Source organism: Rhodococcus sp. 27YEA6 (assembly GCF_044908235.1).
Lineage (GTDB): Bacteria > Actinomycetota > Actinomycetes > Mycobacteriales > Mycobacteriaceae > Rhodococcus_F > Rhodococcus_F qingshengii.
In genome coordinates this window covers 64,615-88,717 of record NZ_JBIYCY010000012.1, presented here as the reverse complement: position 1 = coordinate 88,717, position 24,103 = coordinate 64,615, and the positions used below count along the sequence as shown (strand labels likewise).

Sequence of the window (24,103 nt, the reverse complement as noted above, 5' to 3'; positions counted from 1 at the left end):
CGACTATCAATGGAGGCGGAAGATCATGGGTCAGGTTCTGGACAACATCTCACAGTTCGCCGACGAGATCCGCGCCGACGGGGTCGAGGGCGACAAGCTGATGCGCTTGACGGACGGCAGCGCGAAGCGTTTGCGCGACGCCGGCGTCATCCGGATGTTGCAGCCGAAGGAGTTCGGAGGCCTCGAGGCGCATCCGCGTGAATTCGCCGAGACGGCAATGGCTATCGGTGCGATGGATGGTGCCACGGGCTGGGTCAGCGGCATCGTCGGTGTGCATCCGTGGGAGCTTGCGTTCTTCGACCGCAAGGCTCAGGAAGAGGTGTGGGGAACCGATCCTGATACGTGGATGGCGTCGCCGTATGCGCCGATGGGTGTGGCGAGGCCGGTCGAGGGTGGGTACATCCTCAACGGTCGTTGGTCGTTCTCCTCGGGTACCGATCATTGTGACTGGATCATGATCGGTGCGATGGTCGGTGACGAGTCCGGTAAGCCGTTGATGCCGCCGAAGATTCTGCACGTGTTGTTGCCGCGTTCGGATTACGACATCGACCAGGACAGCTGGAATGTCGTGGGTCTGCGCGGTACGGGGTCGAAGGATCTGATCGTCAAGGATGCGTTCTTGCCGACGTATCGGACTCTTGATGCGGGAAAGGTTTTCGACGGGACGGCGTGGAAGGAAGCGGGCCGTACGGAGACGTTGTACAAGTTCCCGTTCTCGTGCATTTTCCCGTTGGGGATCACTTCGTCGTTGATCGGTATCGCTGAGGGTGCGTTGGCGTGCAACATGGCGGCGCAGCGTGAGCGTGTGACGGTCAGTGGTGTTCCGATAAAGGAAGATCCGTACGTGCTGTTCGCGATCGGTGAGGCGGCGGCCGAGATCGCTGCTTCTCGGGCTGCGATCTTGGAGACGGTGGATCGTTTCTGGGACATGACGGAGAAGGGGCAGGAAGTTTCGTTCGAGCTTCGTGCGATCGGTCGCCGTACGCAGACTGCTGCGGCGTGGCGTGCGGTGAGTGCGGTGGACGAGATCTTTGCTCGTTCCGGTGGTGGGGCTTTGCAGTTGAACACGCCGATGCAGCGGTTCTGGCGTGACGCTCATGCCGGTTTGGCGCACGCGATCCATGTACCCGGTTCCATCTTCCATGCGTCGACGCTCTCGCAGCTCGGTGGCGAGCCGAAGGGCATCCACAGGGCAATGATCTGAGCCGTCCTGGGGACACCCGGAGGTGTCCCCATCGCGGTTTTCGTGGGGGTCGATGAGCATGTCGACGAATCTGGTCGATGACCTCGGACTGTCCGCAGAACCCGCATCGGTGTGAGCGCCAACGCGCAATGTGGGTTATAGGACAAACACCGATAGGCTGGCGGTCATGGCTGAGTTCATTTACACGATGAAGAAGGTGCGCAAGGCGCACGGTGACAAGGTCATCCTCGATGACGTCACGATGAGCTTTTACCCCGGCGCGAAGATCGGTGTCGTCGGACCGAACGGCGCTGGTAAATCCAGCATCCTCAAGATCATGGCCGGACTGGACCAGCCGGGCAACGGCGAGGCATTCCTGGCTCCGGGCGCGACCGTCGGCATCCTCATGCAGGAGCCGGAGCTCGACGAGACCAAGACCGTTCGCGAGAACGTCGAGGACGGTCTCGGAGAGACGATGGTCCAGCTCAAGCGGTACAACGAGATCGCCGAGCTGATGGCTACGGATTACTCCGACGAGCTCATGGAAGAGATGGGCGAGCTGCAGGAGAAGCTCGATCACGCAGATGCGTGGGAGATCGACTCGCAGCTCGAGCAGGCTATGGACGCCCTGCGCTGCCCCCCGCCGGAAGAGATGGTCACCCACCTCTCCGGTGGTGAGAAGCGACGCGTTGCGCTCTGCAAGCTGCTGCTGAGCAAGCCCGACCTCCTGCTCCTCGATGAGCCCACCAACCACCTCGACGCCGAATCTGTCCTGTGGCTCGAGCAGCATCTCGCTGCTTACCCCGGCGCAATCCTCGCCGTGACTCACGATCGCTACTTCCTCGATCACGTCGCGCAGTGGATCTGTGAAGTCGACCGCGGACGCCTGTACCCGTACGAGGGCAACTACTCCACCTACCTGGAGCAGAAGGCTGCACGCCTCGAAGTTGCCGGCAAGAAGGATCAGAAGCTGCAGAAGCGCCTCAAGGACGAGCTCGCATGGGTTCGTTCCGGCGCCAAGGCCCGCCAGGCCAAGAACAAGGCTCGTCTCGATCGCTACGAGGAAATGGCGAACGAAGCAGAGAAGACGCGCAAGCTCGACTTCGACGAGATCCAGATCCCGGCACCGCCGCGCCTGGGTGACGTGGTCGTGGAGGTCTCGAACCTCGACAAGGGCTTCGACGGTCGCGTGCTGATCAAGGATCTCTCGTTCACGTTGCCGCGCAACGGAATTGTCGGCGTCATCGGCCCCAACGGCGTCGGTAAGACGACGCTGTTCAAGACCATCGTCGGTCTCGAGGAGCCTGACGCCGGTGAGGTCAAGATCGGTCAGACGGTCAAGCTGAGCTACGTCGACCAGAACCGTTCCGGAATCGACCCCAAGAAGACGGTCTGGGAGACCGTGTCCGACGGGCTCGATTTCATCGTCGTCGGCCAGACCGAGTTCCCCTCGCGCGCGTACATCAGCTCGTTCGGTTTCAAGGGCCACGATCAGCAGAAGCCGGCCGGCGTCCTCTCCGGTGGTGAGCGCAACCGCCTGAACCTGGCGATGACGCTCAAGCAGGGCGGCAACCTGATCCTGCTCGATGAGCCCACCAACGACCTCGACGTCGAAACCCTCGGCTCGCTGGAGAACGCTCTCGAAGAGTTCCCCGGCTGCGCCGTCGTGATCTCGCACGATCGCTGGTTCCTGGACCGGACCTGTACCCACATCCTCGCGTGGGAAGGTGGCTTCGGCGACAACGAGGCAGCTTGGTACTGGTACGAGGGCAACTTCGAGGGCTACGAGGCGAACAAGGTCGAGCGACTCGGCCCCGACGCCGCACGCCCGCACCGCGTGACTCACCGCAAGCTCACCAGGGACTGATCCGGTGTCCGACGTATACACGGCGCAAATCCAGGTCCGGTGGGGCGATTCCGACCGGTTGGGTCACGTCAACAACACGCGTTACGTCGAGTACATGCAGGAAGCGCGCATCCAGTTCCTGGAAGCGAAACTGGCGCCGCTCGGCGGCCGGCCGGGATACCTCGTGGTTCGAAAGATGACCGTCGAGTTCCTCAAGCCGGTCACCGATCGGTCCGGTCCCTTGAATGTGGAGATCTTCACGACTCACGTCGGGACTTCCTCGTTCACGGTTCGGCACGTCATCCGTGACAACGCGGGTGTCGAATGCGCTTTCGGCGACGCGTTGATGGTCGGATTCGACACGGTGTCCGAAAAGTCCAGACCGCTGGCGGACAGCGAACGCGCGGTGCTCGAAGCATCGCTTGTTCAGATGACGACATCGTAGATTTCGTTTCTCAGTTCACCCTAGGTACTGGTTGCCGCGGCTAGTCTCGAGTCAGAGATTGGTCGCGGCGATCAGAACCCACAAGGATGTGAGCCAGGAATGACAGACCGTGTACGGCAGCAGGGCACAGGCCTCGACGAAGCGACGTTGTTGACGCGTCTTCGCGAGGCCTTTTTCACGCATATCGACGAGGGTGACAGCGACGACGTCATCAACGGTCGATCGGATCGAGTCCTGCTCGCGCATCTTGCGCTCGGGAGGCAGCGGACCCCGGGCACGGCCGTATGGCGTGTGTACCGCCCGTCAGGATCCGAGGGTCTCGGCGCTGCCGTCCAGATCGTCACCGACGACATGTCGTTGCTCGTCGAGTCCGTTACCGCGATGCTCAACCGACAAGGTGTGGGAATCAGTCAATTCGCCCATCCGATCCTGACGGTTGAACGCGATGACTCGGGCAATCTGATGTCCTTGGGCGACAGCGGTATCCAAGAATCCTGGATGCACGTCCAGTTGGACTCTGAAGTCGAGGATTCCGCTCTCGACGCGATCGAAGCACACCTCGGCAAGGTGCTCGCAGACGTCCGCCAGGTGGTTGGTGACACCCCGGACATGAAGGCATTGCAACTGCGCGTTGCCGACGAGTTGGAGAGTGCTGCAGAAACTGCCTCCGGGAGGATCACCCCCGAAGAATTCTCCGATACCGCTCGGCTGCTGCGGTGGATGGCGGACGGAAACTATGCCGTGCTCGGATACCGGCGATTCGAGGGTACGAAGGACGGTTCACGCACGGTCGCCGGCAGCGGGCTCGGCGTGCTGCGCTCCGACGCGGTCACCGAAGGCCCGATGAGTTTGCCTCCCGTCGCAGATCTCCCGGATCGACCGCTTCTGGTCCTGACGCAGGGATCGTTCCCCGCCACGGTGCACCGCGCCGTCTACCCGTACTTCGTGGGTGTCTCGATCCTCGACGACGAGGGAAACATCGTGGGGGAGCACAGATTCCTGGGTGTGTTCACCGTGGTCGCACTCCACGAGAACGTCCTCGCGATTCCTCTGATCGAGCGCCGCGTTCGCGAAGTCATCGCGCGTGCCGGTGTCGACCTGCATTCGTACTCCGGTCAGGCGATGCTCGAGGTCATCCAGTCGTTCCCACGCACCGAGTTGTTCTCGAGCGACGCCGAGACCTTGTTCGAGACCGTCCACGCCGTGCACAGCATCGGGCTGCGTCGACAGGTGCGACTCTTTGTCCGCGAGGACACGTTCGGACGGTTCGTATCCTGCTTGGTGTATCTACCCCGCGACCGGTACACGACGCGGGTGCGACTGGCGATGCAAAACCTGTTGTGGCGCGAATTCGGACCAGGCACAGTCGATTACACCGCCCGGGTTACCGAGAACGATCTTGCGCTGTTGCACGTGACGATCCGGCGCGATCCGGACAGTGAGCCGGTTCATCTGGATGTCTCCGAGGCCAACCGCGAGCGAGTTCAGGCTCTGTTGACCGAAGTCAGTCGTAGCTGGGACGACCGCATCAACGACCTTGTTCGTGAAAGTCCGGGTGTGGATCCGGAACTGGTGCAGCGGTATTCGCGGGTGCTTCCCGATGGATACAAGGAGGACTTCGAACCGTCACGCGCGTTGGCCGATATCGCCAGACTCGAGGCGTTGGCGCCAGGCGCGATCGACGTACTGCTCTATCGTGCTGTGGACTCCGCGCCCGGTGCCTGGCGCTTCACGCTCTTCGTCGGCGGCGACGGTATCTCGTTGAGCCAGGTGCTACCGGTGCTGCAGTCACTCGGCGTCGAAGTTCTCGACGAGCGGCCGCACGTCGTGCAGCGACTCGACGGCGTTCAGTGCTGGATCTACGATTTCGGATTGTCGGTACCGGCGGATCTTCGGGCGTCGGTCGAGATCGACCTCGATGCGCAGGTGCCGCTCGAGACCAGTACCGCCCCGCTGACCGAGGTCCAGAAGCGATTCACGGCTGCATTCGGTGCAGTCTGGTTCGGCCGGGCCGAAGCTGACCGATTCAACGAGTTGGTGCTGCGGGCCGGAATGTCCTGGCGGCAAGCCGTGGTGCTGCGTGCTTACACAAAGTATCTGCGCCAGGCCACATTTCCATACAGTCAGTTCCACATCGAAGGAATCGCGCTTACACACCCGCAGACCGCGTTTGCATTGGTGCAGTTGTTCGAGGCGATGTTCGACCCCGAGAAGCAGGACGACATTCGCGTCGCCGAATTGGACGAGCAGTTGCGTGCGTCCATCGACGAGGTACTCAGCTTGGATGCCGATCGCATTCTGCGTGGAATGTTCTCCTTGGTGAAGGCGACCTTGCGTACCAATTTCTACGTCGTCGACGCCGATGGCCGCTCTCGCGACTACCTGTCGGTCAAGCTCGATCCCTCACGGATCAGCGAGTTGCCCAAGCCGCGGCCGGCTTTCGAGATCTACGTGTACTCACCCGAGGTCGAAGGCGTCCACCTGCGATTCGGCGCAGTCGCGCGCGGCGGGCTCCGCTGGTCCGACCGGCGCGAGGATTTCCGCACCGAGGTGCTCGGCTTGGTGAAGGCTCAGGCCGTCAAGAACGCGGTGATCGTGCCGGTCGGCGCCAAGGGCGGCTTCGTCGTGAAGAATCCGCCTCTGCCGACGGGCGATCCGGCCGTTGATCGAATGGCGACGCTGGAAACCGGCAAGGCCTGCTACACCACGTTCATCTCCGGATTGCTCGACATCACCGACAACGTGCACGCGGCTACCGGCGAAGTTGTGACGCCGGATCGAGTGGTGTGCAAGGACGATCAGGATCGCTACCTGGTGGTCGCCGCGGACAAGGGCACGGCGACGTTCTCGGATCTCGCCAATTCGGTTGCCGCCAAGTACGACTTCTGGCTCGGCGACGCGTTTGCCTCCGGTGGCTCCGTGGGATACGACCACAAGGGCATGGGTATCACCGCTCGCGGCGCCTGGGAAAGCGTCAAGCGGCACTTCCGCGAACTCGGGGTCGACACGCAGACGCAGGATTTCACGACGGTAGGCGTCGGCGACATGAGCGGAGACGTGTTCGGCAACGGAATGCTCCTCAGTCGGCACATCCGTCTGGTGGGCGCGTTCGATCATCGACACATCTTCCTCGATCCGAACCCGGATGCAGCGAGCTCGTTCGTCGAACGTCAACGACTTTTCGAGTTGCCACGGTCGTCATGGGCCGACTACGACAAGAGCCTGATCAGTGAAGGTGGCGGCGTATGGGACCGCACGGTCAAGTCGGTTCCGATCGCCGAAAGCGTCCGGATCGCACTGGGTCTGGCCGAGGGGGTCACGAAGCTCTCGCCGCCGGAATTGATGCAGGCGATTCTGTCGGCACCGGTGGATCTGCTGTGGAACGGCGGAATCGGTACATACGTCAAAGCGTCGACCGAGACCAATGCGCAGGTTGGCGACAAGAGCAACGACGCCGTGCGTGTCGACGGTCAAGATCTGCGGGTCAAGGTGATCGGGGAGGGCGGCAACCTCGGCGTCACTGCTCTGGGAAGAATCGAGTTCAGCGCCAGCGGCGGTCACATCAACACCGACGCCATCGACAACTCGGCCGGCGTCGACTGCTCCGATCACGAAGTGAACATCAAGATTCTTCTCGATTCGCTCGTGCGTTCGCAGTTACTGCCCACGCAGGAACGGAATCCGTTGCTGGCGTCGATGACCGACGACGTGGCGGCGCTGGTGTTGGCGGACAACATTGCTCAGAACGCGCTGCTCGGAATCTCCCGCGTGACCGCTTCTCAGATGCTCGGTGTTCACCGCCGTCAGTTGACGGATCTGACCAAGGCACGTGGCCTTGACCGCAAACTCGAGGCGTTGCCGACCGACAAGGAGATCGAGCGTCGACTCGAGGCCGGTGTGGGTCTGACGTCGCCGGAATTGGCGACGCTGACGGCGCACGTGAAGCTTTCACTCAAGGACGATCTGCTCGCAACCGAGTTGCCGGACAACGATTTCTTCGCCCAGCAGATCCCGCAGTACTTCCCGACCGCTGTTCGCGATCGGTTCGAAACGGAGATCAAGGCACACCCGTTGCGGCGGCAGATCGTCGCGACGATGCTCGTGAACGAAGTGATCGACAACGGCGGAATCACGTACGCCTACCGCTTGGCCGAGGAGACCGGAGCGAGCAGTACGGACTCGATCCGTGCCTACGCCGCTGTGCGAGAGGTGTTTGCGCTCGACGAGGTGTGGTCGCGAATCCGCTCGGCGGGCGTCAGTGCAGAGATCGAAAACGAGTTGATCGTTGAGTCGTGCCGCTTGCTCGACCGCGCGTCGCGGTGGTTCCTGGCCAATCGGCCCCAGCCGATCGCCGTCGGCGCCGAGGTTGCGCGTTACTCGGCGGCGTATCGGGCTACGGCACCTCTGGTCCCGGGGCTGCTTGCGGGCCATCAACTCGACGATCTGCTGGTGCGGGCTCAATCGGTGATCGATCGCGGGGCTCCGGAAGCGTTGGCGCTGGACGTGTTCCGACTGCTGGATGTCTACTGCCTGCTCGACATCGCGGATATCGCCGACATCGCAGATCACGACATCACCGAAGTCGCGGAGCTGTACTACGCCTTGGACGCGCATCTGGGAATCGACTGGTTGCTGAGCGCGGTCTCGGGACTCGAGCGCGGCGATCGATGGCACTCGCTCGCGAGGCTCGCGTTGCGAGACGACCTCTACAGTTCGCTTCGGCAGCTGACGATGGAGGTTCTGGCCGGCGGCGAGCCGGGGGAGTCGCCGCAGGAGAAGATCGACGAATGGGAGTCGACCAACGCCTCGCGTCTGAGCCGGGCGAGGGCAGCTCTCGTCGAGATCTTCGAGTCTGGGACGCTTGACCTCGCGACGCTCTCGGTGGCGGCGCGTCAGGTTCGTAGCATGGTGCGCAGCATGGGCACCCGATCGGAGGTAGGACGTTGAGCGAAGGATTCCACGCCGAAGTTGTGGTTCGGTGGTCCGACATGGATGCCTTCCAGCACATCAACCACGCACGGATGGTGACGTTGCTCGAAGAGGCGCGGATTCCTTGGTTGTTCGAAGACTCGCGCCCGACGGTCACCCTGCGTGACGGGGCCGTGATTGCCGATCTCCATGTGCGGTACCGCGGCCAACTGCGGCACGACGATTCGCCGCTCGACGTCTTCATGTGGGTGGAAAAGGTTCGCGCGGTGGACTTCACCATCGCGTACGAGGTTCGGCCGCGTGGCGCCGATCTCAGCGTTCCGCCGTCCATCGTGGCATCGACTCAGATCGCGGCCTTCGATATCGACACTCAACGTCTGCGCCGCCTCAGCGGGCCCGAGCGGGAGTACTTGGAGAGCTGGCAACGTGCATGAACGTGTCCTGACCGTGCCCGAGGAGGCCGAGCGAAAGAACTTGGCCGGCTTCATCGGTCACGCCTTGCGTTTGGACGAGTCCGCGGTCATCCGGATGCGTCGACGCGGAGATGCTCACCTGAGCGTTTGGGCGTCAACGGGTTTCGACGCTCTCGCTACGCGAACCGTGGCGGGCACCATCAACCCTGACGACACCTCGGCTGCCGGCGATCAGTTGCTCTCGGCGGTGGAGCAGGCGACAAGTGAGCTGATCGATCCGGGGTTCGCCATGGATTCGGCGTGGCGTGGGGCGTTGCCGCCGATGGACGGCTTCGAGCACCTGGACGACGTACCCGCCCGGGTGCTGATCGAACTGGCGCAGCGGGGCAACGCCTTGGCACTGGAGCATGGAAGTAGTCACGGTCCGCCGGCGTCGTTGCTCGATCAGGACGTGCTCGAGGTCAGTGGTCCGTCCGGCACGGTCGGGATCTCGATGCGGGTTATTTTTGCCTTGACCGCAATGGGATTCGTTCCGCACGCCGGGTCCGAGGCGATGACCGCCGACATCGACCTCGAGCAGATCGACGCCTCGGAACTGGTTCGGGTGCGGGCGAGCAAATCCTGGGTGCGGCTCGATGCACGGTTCGGTTCGATCTACCGTCACCGCGGTGGTTCGATACCGCTGATGGTCGCACGATAGGAGTTCAGGTGGCGGGTGCGGTGTTCTCTCAGATCAGCCACGCCGCAGCGTTGACGGGTAGTTGACCGTCGACGAGTGGCGCGCTGCTCAACAGCAGCTGCCCGTTCGGCAGTGCGATCGGCACCTCCGTGGTGTTGAGAGCACAGATCAGACCACCGCGTCGACGGAAAGCGAGGCAGCCGGGGGGACTGCCGTACCAATCGATGTCGGCGCCGGAGAACTCCGGCCTGGCGCTACGAAGTTCGAGGGCGGCGCGATAAAGCGAGAGCATCGAGTCGACGTCCTCGATCTGCGCCTCCACCGTGAGTGTCGACCACTCGCGTGGCATCGGCAACCAGGTGCTCGCACCGGTGGTGAATCCGAACGGGGGTTCGCTTCCTTCCCACGGAAGGGGCACTCGGCAGCCGTCGCGTCCTCGCTCGGCATGTCCGGATCGTTCCCAGACCGGGTCCTGTAGTGCCTCGTCGGGCAGGTCGACGTTCGGCAGGCCGAGTTCGGCTCCGTTGTAGATGAAGCTCGCGCCCGGAAGCGCCAGTTCGACGAGGATCATCGCCCGTGCGCGTTGGGTTCCGATCTCACCCCCGCCGTAGCGCGTGACTTCACGTTCGACGTCGTGATTCGACAGCGTCCACGTGGGCACACCCCCGACCTCGGCGACGGCCGCAAGAGAGTTCTCCACGGCCTCCCGGACGGACTCGGCGGAGAATTCGGTTTCTGCAAGTCGGAAGTTGAATCCGAGATGCAGTTCGTCTGGCCGGATGTATTCGCCGAACTTCTGGTTGTCCTTCACCCAGATCTCGCCGACGGTCATCGCCTCCGGGAACTCGTCCATGACCTTGCGGATGCCGCGGTGGATTTCGTGAACTGCCGGGTTGTTGAACCGCGGGTCGTCGTCGGAATTGCGCATGAGCTCGTTGAGCTCCCAGTCGTGGTCCGGCAAACCGTCGGGCTTGGCCATTCCGTGGGCCACGTCGATGCGGAATCCGTCGATTCCGCGCTCGAGCCAGAACCGCAGAGTCTTGGCGAGGTCGTCGAAGACCTCGGGGTTGTCCCAGTTCAGGTCGGGCTGTTCCTTGGCGAAGATGTGCAGGTACCACTGGCCGGGTGTTCCGTCGGCTTCGGTGACGCGGGTCCACGCCGGGCCGCCGAAGATGCTCGGCCAGTTGTTCGGCGGTTCGTTGCCGTTCTCACCTTTGCCGTCCCGGAAGATGTAACGGGATCGCTCCGCAGAACCGGGCGCCGACGCCAGGGCTGCCTTGAACCACTCGTGCTGATCACTCGTGTGGTTCGGGACCAGGTCCATCGTGACCTTGATTCCGCGTTCGTGGGCTGACGTGATCAGTGAATCCATCGTCGCCAGATCGCCGAACAAGGGATCGATGTCGCGAGGATCCGAGACGTCGTAGCCGTGGTCTGCCATCGGTGACTTCATCACCGGGCTCAACCAGATTGCATCGATGCCGAGCAGTTCGAGGTAGCCGAGTTTCTCCTCGACTCCGCCGAGGTCGCCGATACCGTCGCTGCCCGAATCGGCAAAAGAACGCGGATAGATCTGATAGAAGACCGCCTCGTTCCACCACGGGTCTTCGGGCCGGCTTACAGAGGACGAATCCGCGGGGGTGCTCACAGCAGTTCATAGTGCCAAACGTCTGGCACTCTCACGACTTGGACACGGCAAAAGCGTGACTCTTTACCTAGCCTTGGTGTACTTTGCATTCACGCGGTGACACCATGTGGCAACTTTGGTGTTACTGCCGGGGGAGAAGTATTCGGGAATTCAACCAAGGGGGCTTGGCCTTGACTTTGTCGGCAATCGAAGCGGTCAGTTTGGATCATGTACTGCTCGAAGATGATCCCATCAACCGCGACTGGATAATCTTCGGCACACCGGTTGCACGGTCGGCGCAATGGTCGGCGAGTAAAGACGGGACCACGACTACACACGTCTGGGATTGCACGAAGGGGCGCTTCCGCTGGTACTTCCACGCGGACGAAATCGTGCACATCATCGAAGGGTCGGTCACCGTTCAGGCCTACGGAATCGCCGAGCGAACCCTGAGTGTCGGCGATGCCGCACTCTTCCGTGCGGGCAGTTGGTCGGAGTGGGAGGTCGAAGAGTACGTGCGCAAGCATGCAATCTTGAGTTCGCCCCTGCATCCCACGGTGTCGTTCGGGGTACGAGCAGTCCGCCGGGTCGCGCGCGTGTTCAGGCCGAAGGCTAGGTAGACGGTCAGATAGCGGAGTTCACCATGGACGCGGCAGCCATCTCCATGTAGTCGATCAACTGCTTGCGGTGCACCGGGCTCAGAGTCTTCTCGTCGATGGACGCGATGGCGACGTGCATGCACCGCAGCCACGCATCACGCTCGATCGGGCCGATCACGAATGGATTGTGGCGCATCCGCAGACGCGGGTGTCCACGCTCCTCCGAGTACGTGTGCGGTCCGCCCCAGTACTGCTCGAGGAACATCCGCATCCGCCGCTCGGCCGGGCCGAGATCGGCCTCGGGGTAGAGCGGGCGCACAACCTCGTCCTTCGCGACCTCTTCGTAAAATCGCGCGGTGAGCTTGTGAAACGTCTCGGCTCCGCCGACGGCGTCGTAGAAGGTCTGCTGCACGTCGTGCTGTACGTCATTCATGGCAAGTTCCATTGTGCCTGACGGCCGTAGTGGTCGGTTTCCGGGTCGACGACGGTTGTATTGAGTCGGAGTGCGTACCCATTCACCGGAAATTCACCGGCCGTCCTGGCAATTTTGTTCGAAATGGGAGTGCGTAACGCGATCATCCGTGGTCAACTTGGGGGCAGTCTCCCGGAGGTCGTATGAAGAACCGACATGCTGCACGCAATCACCGACAACTCCAGCCCACTAGCGCGCGGAACGACCACGCGTTAGGGGCTGTTCTGGAAGTTGTTCCTGACGGGTTCGCGCACACTACCGACCCACTCTTTTCCGACGAGCATTCTCACCTCGAGATGTTCCCTCCCGATCGCGTCGTCCCCGAGTGGGTGAAACGTCGGGTGCTACTGCTCAACGTCACGTACGAACCGCTGACCGCCCTTCCTGCCAGGCGCGCGGTCGTACTGATGGCCTGCGGCAAGGCCGATACCGTCCACGAGGACGAACAGGGCCCGGTAGTCCATTCCGCGGACTGGTCGGTGCAGGTTCCCTCGGTCATTCGATTGCGCACCTACGTGCGCGTTCCATATCGCGCCCGCATCCCCATGACTCGTGCCGCGCTGATGCATCGTGACCACTTCCGATGTGCGTACTGCGGAGCCAAAGCCGAAACCATCGACCACGTCGTTCCTCGCAGCAGAGGTGGCGGGCATTCGTGGGAGAACTGCGTCGCGTGCTGTGCCCCCTGCAATCACCGCAAGGCAGACAAGATGCTCAGCGAACTCGGATGGACCCTCCGTGCGGAATTGGTCCCGCCGTCCGGACCGCACTGGCGTCTGCTCGCGGCGACCAAGGAATTGCATCCGGCGTGGATGCCATATCTCGGCGTGGGCGCAGCCTGAGCTATGTGTCGGCGTGGGCGCAGCCTGAGCAATGTGTCGGCGTGGGCGCAGCCTGAATTGAGTTCTAGCGTCACCGAAACGAAATTGCCCGAGAATTTGTGGCCCTGACGCTTTCCTTCCTGGCGTTCTGGGCTACGTTATCTGGTGTGAGCATTCTCGAGGTAGTACTGATATACGTTGGGATTCCGGCCTTGATCACCGCGTTCTTCGCGGCTGCGTCCTTCCTCGGGAAGAAGACGCCGGGACCGGTTCCGCCGGCGTTCCATCTCGGTGAGTCGTGGGATCACGCTCCCGTGCTGTGGAGTGCTGTCGACGAGGTCACCGTTCGCGGTGGCCATCACGGCAGTGCACACGCAATCGAAGCCGGTTCGGCTGATCTGATCGGAGGGTCCGCAAGTGGCAAGTGGTGATCATTCGACCGCGCTCGCAGTAGCGCCCGAGGACCTGCCCGTCGGCAGCGTCGTCACGTCCAGTGGACGCGTATCCGGTGTGCATCGCATCGGCGAGCCGTTCACCGACGATCTTCCGTTCGAGACCATGGATCTGGTCGCGCTCGACGTCGCGATGACCGAAGCGACGCGGGCCACCAAGGTGCGGTTCAACGCGTACGTCGGTGATCTCGGTTCTGATCCGGCAGCGGGTGCCGACGCATTGTTCCCGACCACGCCCGAAGCCGAGCGTTCCGTCCTGATCGCCGTTTCGCCCAACCAGCGCACCGTCGAGGTTCGCAGCGGTCGGGCAATCGCCGATCGGGTCACCGATCGTGTTACCCAGCTCGGAGCAACGGCAGCTGTTGCATCCTTCAGTGAAGGCAACCTGATCGACGGACTGATCAGTGCCATCCGCGTTATGGCAGCCGCAATTTCAGCGCCGTAACTGTTTGTCAGACACAGGCCGGTGCCCGCTTCGATTCGTGAGAATCGACGCGGGCACCGGCCTTTCGCATGTCAGCTCGCGTCGAACTTTCGTGCTGCGAGTGAACGAACCACGCCGGCCTGGCCTTCGACGACCAGGCGACGCAACGCGGGAGGGATGTCGCCTTCGAGGAACCGGTCTGCTGCCGCTACGGATTCGTCCGAGATCGACCACGACGGGTACAGCCCGATGACGACCGTCTGTGCCACTTCGCTCGAGCGTCGTTCCCACACCGCCGCGATATCGGCGAAGTAGCGGGAGACGAAGGGCTCGAGCAATTCGTCCTGGCCTTCGCGAGCGAACCCGCCGATGATCGATCGCGCGGTGATGTTGGGCACGGAGTCGTCGCCGACGACCTTTGCCCAGACCTCTTCCTTGACAGCGACCTGCGGACGTCCGGCCGCGGCCGCCGCGGCTTGACGAGCGCCCGCAGCGGTCGGGTCACGCTGAGCTTCGGCGTCGATGAATGGAGTTGCGGTTCCTTCGGCGTCGATCTCACCGGCGGCCGCGAGTGCCCCGACGATGCGCCAGCGCAGGTCCGTGTCGACGATCAGGCCGTCGAGCCCAACGGTGGAGGGATCGGCGTCGAGCAATTCGCGCAGTACCTCGGTGTGCCACGGGGAGAGTGCTGCGCCGGTGAGTGCGTTGACGAATGCCAGCTGGTGGTCGGACCCGGCCTCTGCCTCACGCGCGAGTTCGAGCAACCGATTGGCGAAGCTCGCCGCGCCTTCGGCCTCGGCCCAGGCCGGATCTGCGTAGGAGCCGATGGCGGTTTGGGCTTGGAGCAAGAGACGTTGCACCACACCGACTTCGGTCTCCGAACTGATGCCGCGCTCGACCAGCGCGACGAAGTCGCGTGCCTTCAGTTCGGCTTGACGGGTCATTTCCCACGCTGCCGACCAGACCAGGGTGCGGGGGAGTGAGTCGGTGATGTCGCCGACCCGCTCGATCGCCGTCGCCAACGATTCGGGATCGAGTCGCACGGAGCCGTAGGTGAGATCGTCGTCGTTGACCAACACGAGTGCACCGCGGGCGACGCCGACAAGTTCGGGGACATCCGTGCTTTCCACGGCATCGAGGTCGAGTTCGACGCGATGGCTTCGTACCAACTTGCCGTCGACGTCGTCGTAGATGCCGATGGCGATCCGGTGGATTCGCCGCTCGCCGGCGCCTGGTGCAGCACCGTCCTGCAGGACGGCGAAGCGGGTGAACTTTCCGTCTGCGTCGACATCGAAGTCGGGGCGCAGGATGTTCAAACCGGTGGTCTTGAGCCACTGCCGACCCCAGTCGGAAAGGTCACGGCCCGAGGACTTTTCGAGTGAGCCCAGCAGATCGTCGAAGGTTGCGTTTCCGAATGCGTGCTCACGGAAGTACTCACGCAGTCCGGCGAGGAACGGCTCGAGTCCGACGTATGCCACCAACTGCTTGAGGACGCTGGCGCCCTTCGCGTACGTGATGCCGTCGAAGTTCACCTCGACGGCGGCCAGGTCCGGAATGTCCGCGGCAATCGGGTGCGTCGACGGCAACTGGTCCTGGCGGTACGCCCACGACTTCTCGACGTTGGCGAACGTCGTCCAGGCGTTCGTGTACTCCGTGGCCTCGGTCTGGCACAGGACCGAAGCGAAGGTCGCGAACGACTCGTTGAGCCACAGGTCGTCCCACCACGCCATCGTGACGAGGTCGCCGAACCACATGTGCGCCATTTCGTGCAGGACCGTTTCGGCACGACGTTCGTACGAGTAGCGGGTCACCTTGGAACGGAAGACGTAGTCCTCGAGGAATGTCACGGCGCCGGCATTCTCCATCGCGCCCGCATTGAATTCGGGGACGAAGAGCTGGTCGTACTTGCCGAAAGCATAGGGAACACCGAAGTTGCGGTGGTAGAAGTCGAATCCCTGCTTGGTCTCGGTGAACAGTCGCTCCTCGTCCATGAACTCGGCCAGCGAAGCGCGGCAGAAGATTCCGAGCGGGATGTCGCCGTGCTCGTCGGAGTAGTTGTCGGTCCACTGCGCGTAGGGACCGGCGATGAGTGCCACCAGGTACGTGCTCATCTTCGGGGTGGTCCGGAAAACGTGCTTGCCGGGATCGGCGGCAAGGGTCTCGACGACCGCGGAGTTGGAGATGACCTTCCACGACGTGGGAGCGGTGACGCGGACGTCGAACGTGGCCTTGAGATCAGGCTGATCGAAGCACGCGAACATGCGCTTGGCGTCGGCCGTCTCGAACTGTGAATAGAGGTAGACGGAGTCATCGGTCGGGTCGACGAATCGGTGCAGTCCCTCGCCGGTGTGGGAGTAGATGCAATCGGCCTCGATGACCAACTCGTTGTCGGTAGCGAGATCAGGCAGGCTGATGCCCGTCGACTCGTCGTAGCCGGAGACGTCGAGCGCGGTGCCGTTGAGGACCGCGGAATGGACTCTGGCCGCGACGATGTCGATGAAGCTGCTTGCTCCGGCCGTGGCGGTGAACGTGACGGTGGTCTTCGAGGAGAACGTCTCCTCGCCGGGTGCGTCTTTGCCGTCGGTGAGATCGAGTTCGATCAGGTAGTTCTCGACGGTCAGGATTGCTGACCGTTGCGCTGCGGTTTCGCGTGTCAGGTTCGGTGCGACCACAAAGATCTCCTCGTAGATGGTGCGGATCTATTACGTCCATCCCATCACGAAGAGAACGACTTCACTCAAGCGGACACTTCTGCCAGCGGAATCTCCGGATCGGCCAACCGCTCCGGATCGACGGGACGCGAAGACGCGACCAATTCCTTGATGGCGTCACCGGCATCCCAGATGTTCACGTTCATGCCGGCGAGCACCTTGTTCGCGGAATCGAGCCAGAATGCCAGGAACTCGCGCTTGTCGACGTCGCCGCGAGTGACGACACGGGAGTAGCCGCCGTGCGGTGCGTGACCTACGTATTCCATTCCGAGGTCGTACTGATCGGTGAAGAAATACGGCATGCGGACGTACTCGGCGGGCCGTCCCAACATGGTCTCTGCGGCCGTCTCGGGTTGGTTGAGTGCGTTTGCCCAGTGCTCCACCCGAATTCGTGCATTCAGAATCGGATGCTGTGCGGCCGCGATGTCACCCACTGCGACCACGTCGGGGTCGCTGCTCTGCAGACCGGCGTCGACGAGAACCCCGTTCTCGACGTCGATACCCGCCTCCGATGCCAACTCGGTGTTCGGCAATGCGCCGACAGCGATCAACACGGCGTCGGCCGGAATCACGGTTCCATCACTCAAAGTGACACCCGAGGCGTGACCGCCGTCGACAGAGATTGCGGTGACGTCCGTGCCGGTGCGTAAGTCCACCCCGTTCTGGCGGTGCAGCGCGGCGAAGACCTCACCCATTTCCGGGCCGAGGGTCGATTCGAGCGGAAGGCCGGCATGTTCGAGCACGGTGACCTCGACGTCGAAACCGCGAGCCGACGCGGCAATTTCGAGGCCGATCCAGCCGGCACCGACCACGACGAGCTTCTTGTCGGCGGCCAGGGTGCGCAGCAGCGCGGCGGCCTGATCGACTGTTCGCACGTAGTGAACACCCTCGGCGTCGGACCCCGGGATGTCGAGGCGCCGCGACCGCGAACCGGTGGCCAAGGCGAGCTTGTCGTACCTGATCGTGGAACCGTCCGGAAGTGACACGGTGTGCGCAGCGGGGTCGATGGCCGTTGCCGTCGTTCCCGGGCGAAGATCGACGCGATGGTCGCGAAACCACTCGCCGTCGTGGACGGTGAATTCGGGGAGTGTCTTCTTGCCTGCGAAGAACTCTTTCGACAGCGGCGGACGCTCGTACGGGAGGTGGTCTTCTTCACTCAATACGGTGATCTCACCGTCGAAATCTCTGTCACGCAGGGCTTCTGCGATCTTTGCGCCCGCGAGCCCGCCGCCGACGATCACGAATCTCCGGTTGGTGCTCATTACTGAACCACTCCTTCGTACTCGTTTCTTTTCGACACTACTGCGATCGGGAGGTGGTTCGGGGGAAAGCGCGGGAAGGATTGCGGGTTCATGATTGTTGGCAGAACGGGAGTATGTCCCCGAACTGATATGACCTGACCGACATGAACTGATAGGGAGTTTCTTCGTGAGCGCAACCTCGAGCAAGACCACGGACACTGCTGACTTCTGGTTCGATCCGCTCTGCCCGTGGTGCTGGATCACCTCACGCTGGATTCTCGAGGCCCAGCAGGTACGCGACATCGAGGCCAAGTTCCACGTGATGAGCCTTGCGGTTCTCAACGAGGGCCGTGACCTTCCCGACGAGTACCGGGAGATGATGACCAAGGCCTGGGGCCCGGTCCGTGTCGCCATCGCTGCAGCGCAGCTGAAGGGTGACGAGATCCTGCTGCCGCTGTACACGGCTATGGGGACGAAGATTCACAACGAGGGCAACAAGGACTTCGCCGACGTCATCAAGTCGTCCCTCGCCGAGGTCGGCCTGCCACCTGAACTGGCCGAGGCCGCCGACACCGACAAGTACGACGAGGCTCTGCGCGAGAGCCACCACAAGGGCATGGACGCCGTCGGACCCGACGTCGGAACCCCGACGATCCATGTCAACGGCGTGGCGTTCTTCGGCCCCGTGCTCTCACGCATCCCGCGCGGCGAGGACGCAGGCAAGGTGTGGGACGGCGCAGTAGCGCTGGCCGGCTACCCCCACTTCTTCGAGCTCAAGCGGACCCGCAACGAGGATCCTCAGTTCGACTGAGCAGCAGTGAGCGCCGGATTTCGGTAGAGCTGGCCCGGCCGGAAGAACAGATGCCCTGAGTGCGTGCGGTTGCGAAGCGCAGCCGCACGCCAGGTCAGCACCGGATGCGACGACAAGATGTTGACGAACCACGGGAAGAACCCGGGTTCGAGTGTCGCCCGATCGGCCAGTTCGTCGAACCCGACCAGACCCACCAGATACTTTCCCGCGCCGAGGACGCCCATCGCGCCCGGTGCACCCTGCGGACGCATGTGAAAGCCGAAGTTGTCCGCCGTGTACTCCATGGAACGCGACAGCGAAGATCCGATCACCGGAATGTAGTTCGACGCGAACTGTCCCCACTGGCGCCAGTACGACGCATGCCCGGCAGCGATGTGGCCGACCTCGTGGCCGATGATGAATGCGAGCGCATCGGGCTCGCGTGCCTGCCCACCGACTTCGAACAGGTCGCTGTAGACGACGACGAAACGGCGAAATCCGTGCCCCGACGCGAACGCGTTGATCCGTCCGTTCCCCAGCACGACGTAGGCATCCGGCGGAGTTTTCATGCCGAACCGTGCCGCAGCCTCGGCAACGAGCTGATACCCCTCCGGAAACTGTGAAGGCGTCATCTTGATTCCGTTGACCTGTTGCGATCCGTACAGCTGACCTCGCGCAAGGAACAGCAGGATCGGAGCCGCGAGCACCACGAGGATCCACGTCGACAGATCACCCGCAGCGATCAGAACGATCGCCACCACATAAGTGACGACCGTCGTCAGCACCGCGAGCACGAGTAGCGGGATTTCCCACGGGTGGCGAACGGCGTCACTGCCCGGTGACATACGAAGGGCGGGTGCAGCGGCCTGGCCGTTGACGGGGTACATGGGCACCACGATAGGTGTGCTCGCGCGGCGATGCGTGTTCCTGAAAGTGTGACGTCGACCCGGGTGCGCCCGGCTGGTCGGGCCTGAGAGAATTGTCGCCATGCGCGTATACCTGGGTGCCGACCATGCCGGATTCGAACGTAAGAACGAGATCATCGAACACCTGAAAGCGAACGGCCACGAGGCCATCGACTGTGGTGCTCACGAGTACGACGCCGTGGACGACTACCCGGCTTTCTGCATCGAAGCCGCAAAGCGCGTCGTCGCCGACGAGGGCAGCCTGGGAATCGTCCTGGGTGGCAGTGGCAACGGCGAGCAGATCGCAGCGAACAAGGTTCCCGGCGCACGGTGCGCCCTCGCTTGGAGCGTCGAAACGGCGAAGCTGGCACGTGAGCACAACAACGCTCAGCTGATCGGCATCGGCGGACGTATGCATTCCCTCGAGGAATCGCTTGCCATCGTCGACGCTTTCCTCGCCACCGCATGGTCGGGTGAAGAGCGCCACCAGCGTCGTATCGACATCCTGTCCGAGTACGAGAAGACCGGCGTCGCACCGGCTCTGCCGCAAGCCTGATCCGAAAGTTGTTCCGTGCCTGAAGGTCATACCCTGCACCGGCTGGCACGGTTGCATGCCCGCAAGTTCGTCGGTTCACCGGTCCGCGTCCTCAGTCCGCAAGGCAGATTCGCCGAGGACGCGCGCCTGGTGGACGGACACGTACTCACGTCCTCGGATGCCTGGGGAAAGCACCTCTGGCACACGTACGACAACGGTCTGACAGTTCACGTACACCTCGGGTTGTACGGAAAGTTCACCGACGTCACCCTGCCGATGGAAGAACCGGTAGGCCAGGTCCGGATGCGAATGGTCGGTGCCGACTTCGGCACCGACCTTCGTGGTCCCACCGCCTGCGAAGTCCTGCTACCTCCTCAGGTCGCCGCGATCGAGGCCAGACTCGGGCCGGACCCACTGCGCCGCGACGCGGATCCAGAGAAGGCCTGGTTGCGAATCTCCAAGTCCAAGACGGCAATCGGCGCCCTGCTGATGGACCAGGCGGTCCTGGCGGGTGTCGGCAACGTCTATCGCGCCGAACTTCTCTTTCGTCACGGAATCAACCCTGAACGACCGGGGAATCTCGTCTCTCACGGCGAGTGGACCGCCATGTGGGCAGACCTAGTCGAATTGATGAAAGTCGGCGTCAGACGGGGGAAGATGCACGTCGTTCGCGCCGAGCACGACAACGGAGATCCGGCGTACGCGAAGGATCGTCCGCGTACCTATGTCTACAGAAGAGCAGGATCGCCGTGCCGCGTGTGCGGCACACCGATCCTGCATTCCGTCATGAAGGCACGAAACCTGTTCTGGTGCCCGGTGTGTCAGTCGGCTTAGAAGTCGAAGCCGCCGAAGTCCCCGCCGCCCCCGAAATCCATTCCGCCTCCGTCGCCACCAGACCAGTCGCTTCCGCCGTCAGCGGTGTAGTCCGTGTTGTCGATACTTCCTTGGTCGGCGCCGGGATCACCGGCGTCCATACCCTTATCCTCTGAGTCACCGGAGCCTGTGTCGGCGCCGGGATCGCCACCCTGGGCGAAAGCCTCTGCGCCGTAAGGAACCCCGGCCATGCCGGAGAACATGGTCGAGAACAGCATCATCGAACCCAGACCCCAGGCGCCGGCGACGAGTGCAGGCTTCCACCAGGGTTCGGAGTACCAGCCGGCCGGGACCGGGCGTCCGGCGACTCGGCCACCGGGGTAGTAGTTGGGTGTGTGCGACGACGGATTGGGTGATGCGGCGACCTTGCGGCCCTCGAATTCGACCTCACGGTCTTCGGTGACCGAACCGGCAGCCTTCTGTCCGTCGATGGAAGGAACTTCCGGTCCCGGATCCATGCCCATCGCCACCCGTGCCGCGCGGATGTAGTAAAGCCCTTCCAGTGCAGTCTGTTTCGCGAGACGTGCTTGGACCGGCGTTGCGGCCTGATCGATCTGCGAGCCTGCGGCGTTGTACCGTTCGGCCGCGTCGGCGAGGGCTTGGCGCGACGCGTCGTCACTGCCGGTCAGGTTGTAGACCTGACCGCCGAGGCGTTCGATCGCCTGCCGGGCATCGGCTTTCGCATCGTCGAGTTGTGTTGCGCTGTGGCCGGAACCGCGTTGCTGGCTTTTCATGACCAGAAATACGACTACGGCCAGAACGACGAGTATGAGAAGAATCGTGGTCACGAGTGGCCTCCCGAGCAGAATCGATCCGGACAACTCCAGGATACGGACCGCAGGGGAGTGGTCTGAGTGGACAAAGTCGGAATACAAAAAATCCGCACCGGCTGGGCCGATGCGGATCTTTTGTGGAGTTTCCCTCCTGATGGAGGGGATGACGGGAATCGAACCCGCGTGATCAGTTTGGAAGACTGAGGCTCTACCATTGAGCTACATCCCCGTGCATACGACAACTCGGGATCGCCGTGTTCGTCGTCTGCGATACGAAACTGTACCCAATGCCCCACCGGATTTCATAATCGGGGGGTCGGAGAAGTTCGAGACCGTCGTTCACCTGGGGAATTGGCGAATGGCTCGGCGAGTCGGGGTGTCTCGGCCGCAGGCGCGACTTCTGATTCCGGCTCTGAATGGCAGTTGAGGCAACGCTGTATGTGGCTGCCGTATGTGGCTGCCGTCGGATGACATACTGACGGGGTCGACAGCCGGGCCGTGTACAAATGGCGGTCGGGTTCGTGAGAGAGTAGTGAGCGCGATAGGGTTGTGCGCGGTCACCGATGGTGGCTGCCTTTGTGGCCCGCTGTCTTTGTGGCCTCGGATGGCCGTATCGTGTGTTTCATGTGATCGGAAACGGGATGTAGCGCAGCTTGGTAGCGCATCCGCTTTGGGAGCGGAGGGTCGCAGGTTCAAATCCTGTCATCCCGACAAGTACGTACATGGCACTTCACCTCCAGTAAGTCCGGGAGTGAAGTGCCGCGCCAGACAGCAGTACCGATTCAACACAAGTTGTGAGCAAGACCAGACGAAGGAGCGAAGTTTCGTGAAGAGCACCGTCGAGCAGCTCAGCCCGACGCGAGTCCGTATCAACGTTGAGGTGCCCTTCGCGGAACTCAAGTCTGATTTCGACAAGGCCTACAAGGCCCTCGCGCAGCAGATTCGTCTCCCCGGCTTCCGTCCCGGCAAGGCTCCGGCCCGCCTCCTCGAAGCGCGTGTCGGTCGCGGCGCTGTGCTCGAGCAGGTCGTCAACGACGCTCTGCCGTCGCGTTACTCCGAGGCTGTCACCAGCGCCGGCGTGAAGGCCATCGGCCAGCCCGAGATCGAGGTCACCAAGATCGAAGACGGCGAGCTCCTCGAGTTCACCGCCGAGGTCGACGTGCGCCCCGAGATCGAGCTCCCTGACTTCAGCTCCATCAACGTCGAGGTCGATCCGATCGAGATCACCGACGAAGCCATCGAAGAGCAGCTGCTTTCGCTGCGTCAGCGTTTCGGCACCCTCACCGGCGTCGACCGCGCAGTCGAGGACGGCGACTTCGTCTCCATCGATCTGTCGGCCACCGTCGACGGCGAGAACGTTGCCGAGGCAACCGCGAGCGGACTGTCGCACGAGGTCGGTTCGGGCCAGCTCATCGAGGGCCTCGACGAAGCCATCATCGGCCTCAAGGCGGGGGAGTCCAAGGACTTCACGTCGACGCTGGTCGCCGGCGAGTACGCAGGCAAGGAAGCTGTTGTCACCGTGACCGTGCAGACGGTCAAGGAGCGCGAGCTTCCGGCTGAGGACGACGAGTTCGCTCAGCTCGCCAGCGAGTTCGACACCCTGGAAGAACTGAAGGCTGACCTCCGTGAGCGCGTCGCACGCGTCCGCAAGGTCGAGCAGGCCGGTCAGATCCGCGACAAGGTTCTCGAGCAGCTGCTCGAGACCGTCGAGGTTCCGTTGCCGGAGGCTGTCGTCAAGGCTGAGGTCGACGCTGCACTGCACGACGCCGTTCACGGTCTCGATCACGACGAAGAGGCACTGAACAAGCTCCTCGAAGAGCAGGGCAGCAGCCGCGAAGAGTTCGACAAGGATGCACAGGAAGCCGCTGAGCGCTCCGTCAAGACGCAGCTCTTGCTCGACTCGATTGCCGATGCGGGCAACGTCACCGTCGGTCAGGACGAGCTCACCGAGCGCATCCTGTTCCAGGCGCAGCGTTACGGCATGGCTCCTGAGCAGTTCATCCAGCAGATCCAGCAGGCCAACCAGCTCGGCGCCGTCTTCGCAGACGTCCGTCGTGGCAAGGCTCTCGCGTCCGTCGTCGAGTCGGCCGGTGTCAAGGACACCTCCGGCGCAGTTGTCGACACCGCAGAGCTGTTCGGCAGCAGTGAGGCCGAAACCGAAGCGGACGAGTCTGATTCCGCCGAGAGCGAAGACAAGTAAAAACGCAGGCGGACGGGTGTTTTCACCACGATCGACTGCACTGAGTTTTCCGCTTTGAGCGAAGTAGGGCGGCACCGGGACTCCGGTGCCGCCCTACTTCGTTACTGTCTGTGTCAGTAGAAGTGTTTCGCATAGACGATCCACCGCACAAGTAGATCCACATAGAAGGCAGGTACCGTGACTTC

20 protein-coding genes and 2 tRNA genes are annotated in these 24,103 nt (G+C 62.7%); 15 read left to right on the top strand and 7 right to left on the bottom strand.

The annotated features are described in order from the left end of the window. Positions 1 to 25 precede the first annotated feature (25 nt). The 6 genes from ABH939_RS24840 (at position 26) to ABH939_RS24815 (ending at position 9,516) form a co-directional block, all read left to right on the top strand. Positions 26 to 1,204 carry an acyl-CoA dehydrogenase family protein gene (locus ABH939_RS24840; protein WP_404650288.1) on the top strand — a complete coding sequence of 393 codons (1,179 nt, stop codon included), beginning with the start codon at positions 26 to 28 and terminating at the stop codon, positions 1,202 to 1,204. A gap of 166 nt (positions 1,205 to 1,370) precedes the next feature. Beyond that, positions 1,371 to 3,050: an energy-dependent translational throttle protein EttA gene (gene ettA, locus ABH939_RS24835; protein WP_007730925.1), complete on the top strand. Its 1,680-nt coding sequence runs from the start codon at positions 1,371 to 1,373 to the stop codon at positions 3,048 to 3,050. A 4-nt stretch (positions 3,051 to 3,054) separates the two neighbouring features. Then, a complete protein-coding gene (locus tag ABH939_RS24830; RefSeq protein ID WP_003944475.1) occupies positions 3,055 to 3,474 on the top strand; it encodes a thioesterase family protein in 420 nt (139 codons plus the stop codon). A 99-nt stretch (positions 3,475 to 3,573) separates the two neighbouring features. Further along, positions 3,574 to 8,421: an NAD-glutamate dehydrogenase gene (locus ABH939_RS24825; RefSeq protein ID WP_285183132.1), complete on the top strand. Its 4,848-nt coding sequence runs from the start codon at positions 3,574 to 3,576 to the stop codon at positions 8,419 to 8,421. Next, complete coding sequence (locus ABH939_RS24820; RefSeq protein WP_003944573.1) at positions 8,418 to 8,837, top strand: thioesterase family protein; 420 nt, start codon at positions 8,418 to 8,420, stop codon at positions 8,835 to 8,837. The genes ABH939_RS24825 and ABH939_RS24820 overlap by 4 nt, the downstream gene beginning before the upstream one ends. Next, positions 8,830 to 9,516 (top strand): hypothetical protein, encoded by a 687-nt coding sequence (locus ABH939_RS24815; protein ID WP_003944553.1) that lies wholly within the window; start codon positions 8,830 to 8,832, stop codon positions 9,514 to 9,516. The genes ABH939_RS24820 and ABH939_RS24815 overlap by 8 nt, the downstream gene beginning before the upstream one ends. Before the next feature lie 28 nt (positions 9,517 to 9,544). Here ABH939_RS24815 and ABH939_RS24810 read toward each other — a convergent pair whose 3' ends face one another. Beyond that, complete coding sequence (locus tag ABH939_RS24810) at positions 9,545 to 11,143, bottom strand: glycoside hydrolase family 13 protein (RefSeq protein ID WP_404650285.1); 1,599 nt, start codon at positions 11,141 to 11,143, stop codon at positions 9,545 to 9,547. Between the two features lie 170 nt (positions 11,144 to 11,313). Here ABH939_RS24810 and ABH939_RS24805 point away from each other — a divergent pair, with 170 nt between their 5' ends. Continuing rightward, positions 11,314 to 11,742, top strand: coding sequence for a cupin domain-containing protein (locus ABH939_RS24805; protein ID WP_404650283.1), 429 nt, complete (start codon positions 11,314 to 11,316; stop codon positions 11,740 to 11,742). A 4-nt stretch (positions 11,743 to 11,746) separates the two neighbouring features. Here the strand turns inward: ABH939_RS24805 and ABH939_RS24800 are convergent, their stop codons facing one another. Continuing rightward, the gene (locus tag ABH939_RS24800) at positions 11,747 to 12,154 is read right to left on the bottom strand and encodes a globin (RefSeq protein WP_003944464.1); all 408 of its coding nucleotides are present in this window, start codon (positions 12,152 to 12,154) and stop codon (positions 11,747 to 11,749) included. Between the two features lie 182 nt (positions 12,155 to 12,336). On the opposite strand from ABH939_RS24800, the gene ABH939_RS24795 reads away from it, so the two are divergent. The 3 genes from ABH939_RS24795 (at position 12,337) to ABH939_RS24785 (ending at position 13,911) form a co-directional block, all read left to right on the top strand. Then, the gene (locus tag ABH939_RS24795) at positions 12,337 to 13,035 is read left to right on the top strand and encodes an HNH endonuclease (RefSeq protein ID WP_172403517.1); all 699 of its coding nucleotides are present in this window, start codon (positions 12,337 to 12,339) and stop codon (positions 13,033 to 13,035) included. A 146-nt stretch (positions 13,036 to 13,181) separates the two neighbouring features. Next, positions 13,182 to 13,445 (top strand): hypothetical protein, encoded by a 264-nt coding sequence (locus ABH939_RS24790; RefSeq protein WP_007730943.1) that lies wholly within the window; start codon positions 13,182 to 13,184, stop codon positions 13,443 to 13,445. Further along, positions 13,432 to 13,911, top strand: a complete 480-nt coding sequence (locus tag ABH939_RS24785; RefSeq protein ID WP_003944512.1) for a DUF5130 domain-containing protein — start codon at positions 13,432 to 13,434, stop codon at positions 13,909 to 13,911. The genes ABH939_RS24790 and ABH939_RS24785 overlap by 14 nt, the downstream gene beginning before the upstream one ends. A gap of 71 nt (positions 13,912 to 13,982) precedes the next feature. Here ABH939_RS24785 and pepN read toward each other — a convergent pair whose 3' ends face one another. After that, positions 13,983 to 16,562, bottom strand: a complete 2,580-nt coding sequence (pepN, locus tag ABH939_RS24780; protein ID WP_042450233.1) for an aminopeptidase N — start codon at positions 16,560 to 16,562, stop codon at positions 13,983 to 13,985. A 65-nt stretch (positions 16,563 to 16,627) separates the two neighbouring features. After that, positions 16,628 to 17,863: an NAD(P)/FAD-dependent oxidoreductase gene (locus ABH939_RS24775; RefSeq protein ID WP_058039388.1), complete on the bottom strand. Its 1,236-nt coding sequence runs from the start codon at positions 17,861 to 17,863 to the stop codon at positions 16,628 to 16,630. Between the two features lie 166 nt (positions 17,864 to 18,029). Between ABH939_RS24775 and ABH939_RS24770 the strand changes: the two genes are divergently transcribed. Continuing rightward, positions 18,030 to 18,653 carry a DsbA family protein gene (locus ABH939_RS24770; protein WP_003944541.1) on the top strand — a complete coding sequence of 208 codons (624 nt, stop codon included), beginning with the start codon at positions 18,030 to 18,032 and terminating at the stop codon, positions 18,651 to 18,653. Here ABH939_RS24770 and ABH939_RS24765 read toward each other — a convergent pair. After that, on the bottom strand, positions 18,641 to 19,477 hold the full coding sequence (locus tag ABH939_RS24765) for a M48 family metallopeptidase (protein WP_404650315.1): 837 nt from the start codon (positions 19,475 to 19,477) through the stop codon (positions 18,641 to 18,643). The two genes, ABH939_RS24770 and ABH939_RS24765, sit on opposite strands and share 13 nt — an antisense overlap. 142 nt (positions 19,478 to 19,619) lie before the next feature. Between ABH939_RS24765 and ABH939_RS24760 the strand changes: the two genes are divergently transcribed. Then, positions 19,620 to 20,093 (top strand): ribose-5-phosphate isomerase, encoded by a 474-nt coding sequence (locus tag ABH939_RS24760; RefSeq protein WP_003944571.1) that lies wholly within the window; start codon positions 19,620 to 19,622, stop codon positions 20,091 to 20,093. A gap of 15 nt (positions 20,094 to 20,108) precedes the next feature. Continuing rightward, positions 20,109 to 20,906, top strand: a complete 798-nt coding sequence (locus ABH939_RS24755) for an Fpg/Nei family DNA glycosylase (RefSeq protein WP_058039389.1) — start codon at positions 20,109 to 20,111, stop codon at positions 20,904 to 20,906. Here the strand turns inward: ABH939_RS24755 and ABH939_RS24750 are convergent. Continuing rightward, complete coding sequence (locus ABH939_RS24750) at positions 20,903 to 21,679, bottom strand: DUF1542 domain-containing protein (RefSeq protein ID WP_404650314.1); 777 nt, start codon at positions 21,677 to 21,679, stop codon at positions 20,903 to 20,905. The two genes, ABH939_RS24755 and ABH939_RS24750, sit on opposite strands and share 4 nt — an antisense overlap. 194 nt (positions 21,680 to 21,873) lie before the next feature. After that, positions 21,874 to 21,947 (bottom strand) — tRNA-Gly (locus ABH939_RS24745). A 408-nt stretch (positions 21,948 to 22,355) separates the two neighbouring features. On the opposite strand from ABH939_RS24745, the gene ABH939_RS24740 reads away from it, so the two are divergent. Both ABH939_RS24740 and tig read left to right on the top strand, forming a co-directional pair. Beyond that, positions 22,356 to 22,429: transfer RNA gene (locus tag ABH939_RS24740), tRNA-Pro, on the top strand. 115 nt (positions 22,430 to 22,544) lie between these two features. After that, positions 22,545 to 23,918, top strand: a complete 1,374-nt coding sequence (tig, locus tag ABH939_RS24735; protein WP_007730958.1) for a trigger factor — start codon at positions 22,545 to 22,547, stop codon at positions 23,916 to 23,918. Positions 23,919 to 24,103: the final 185 nt, after the last annotated feature.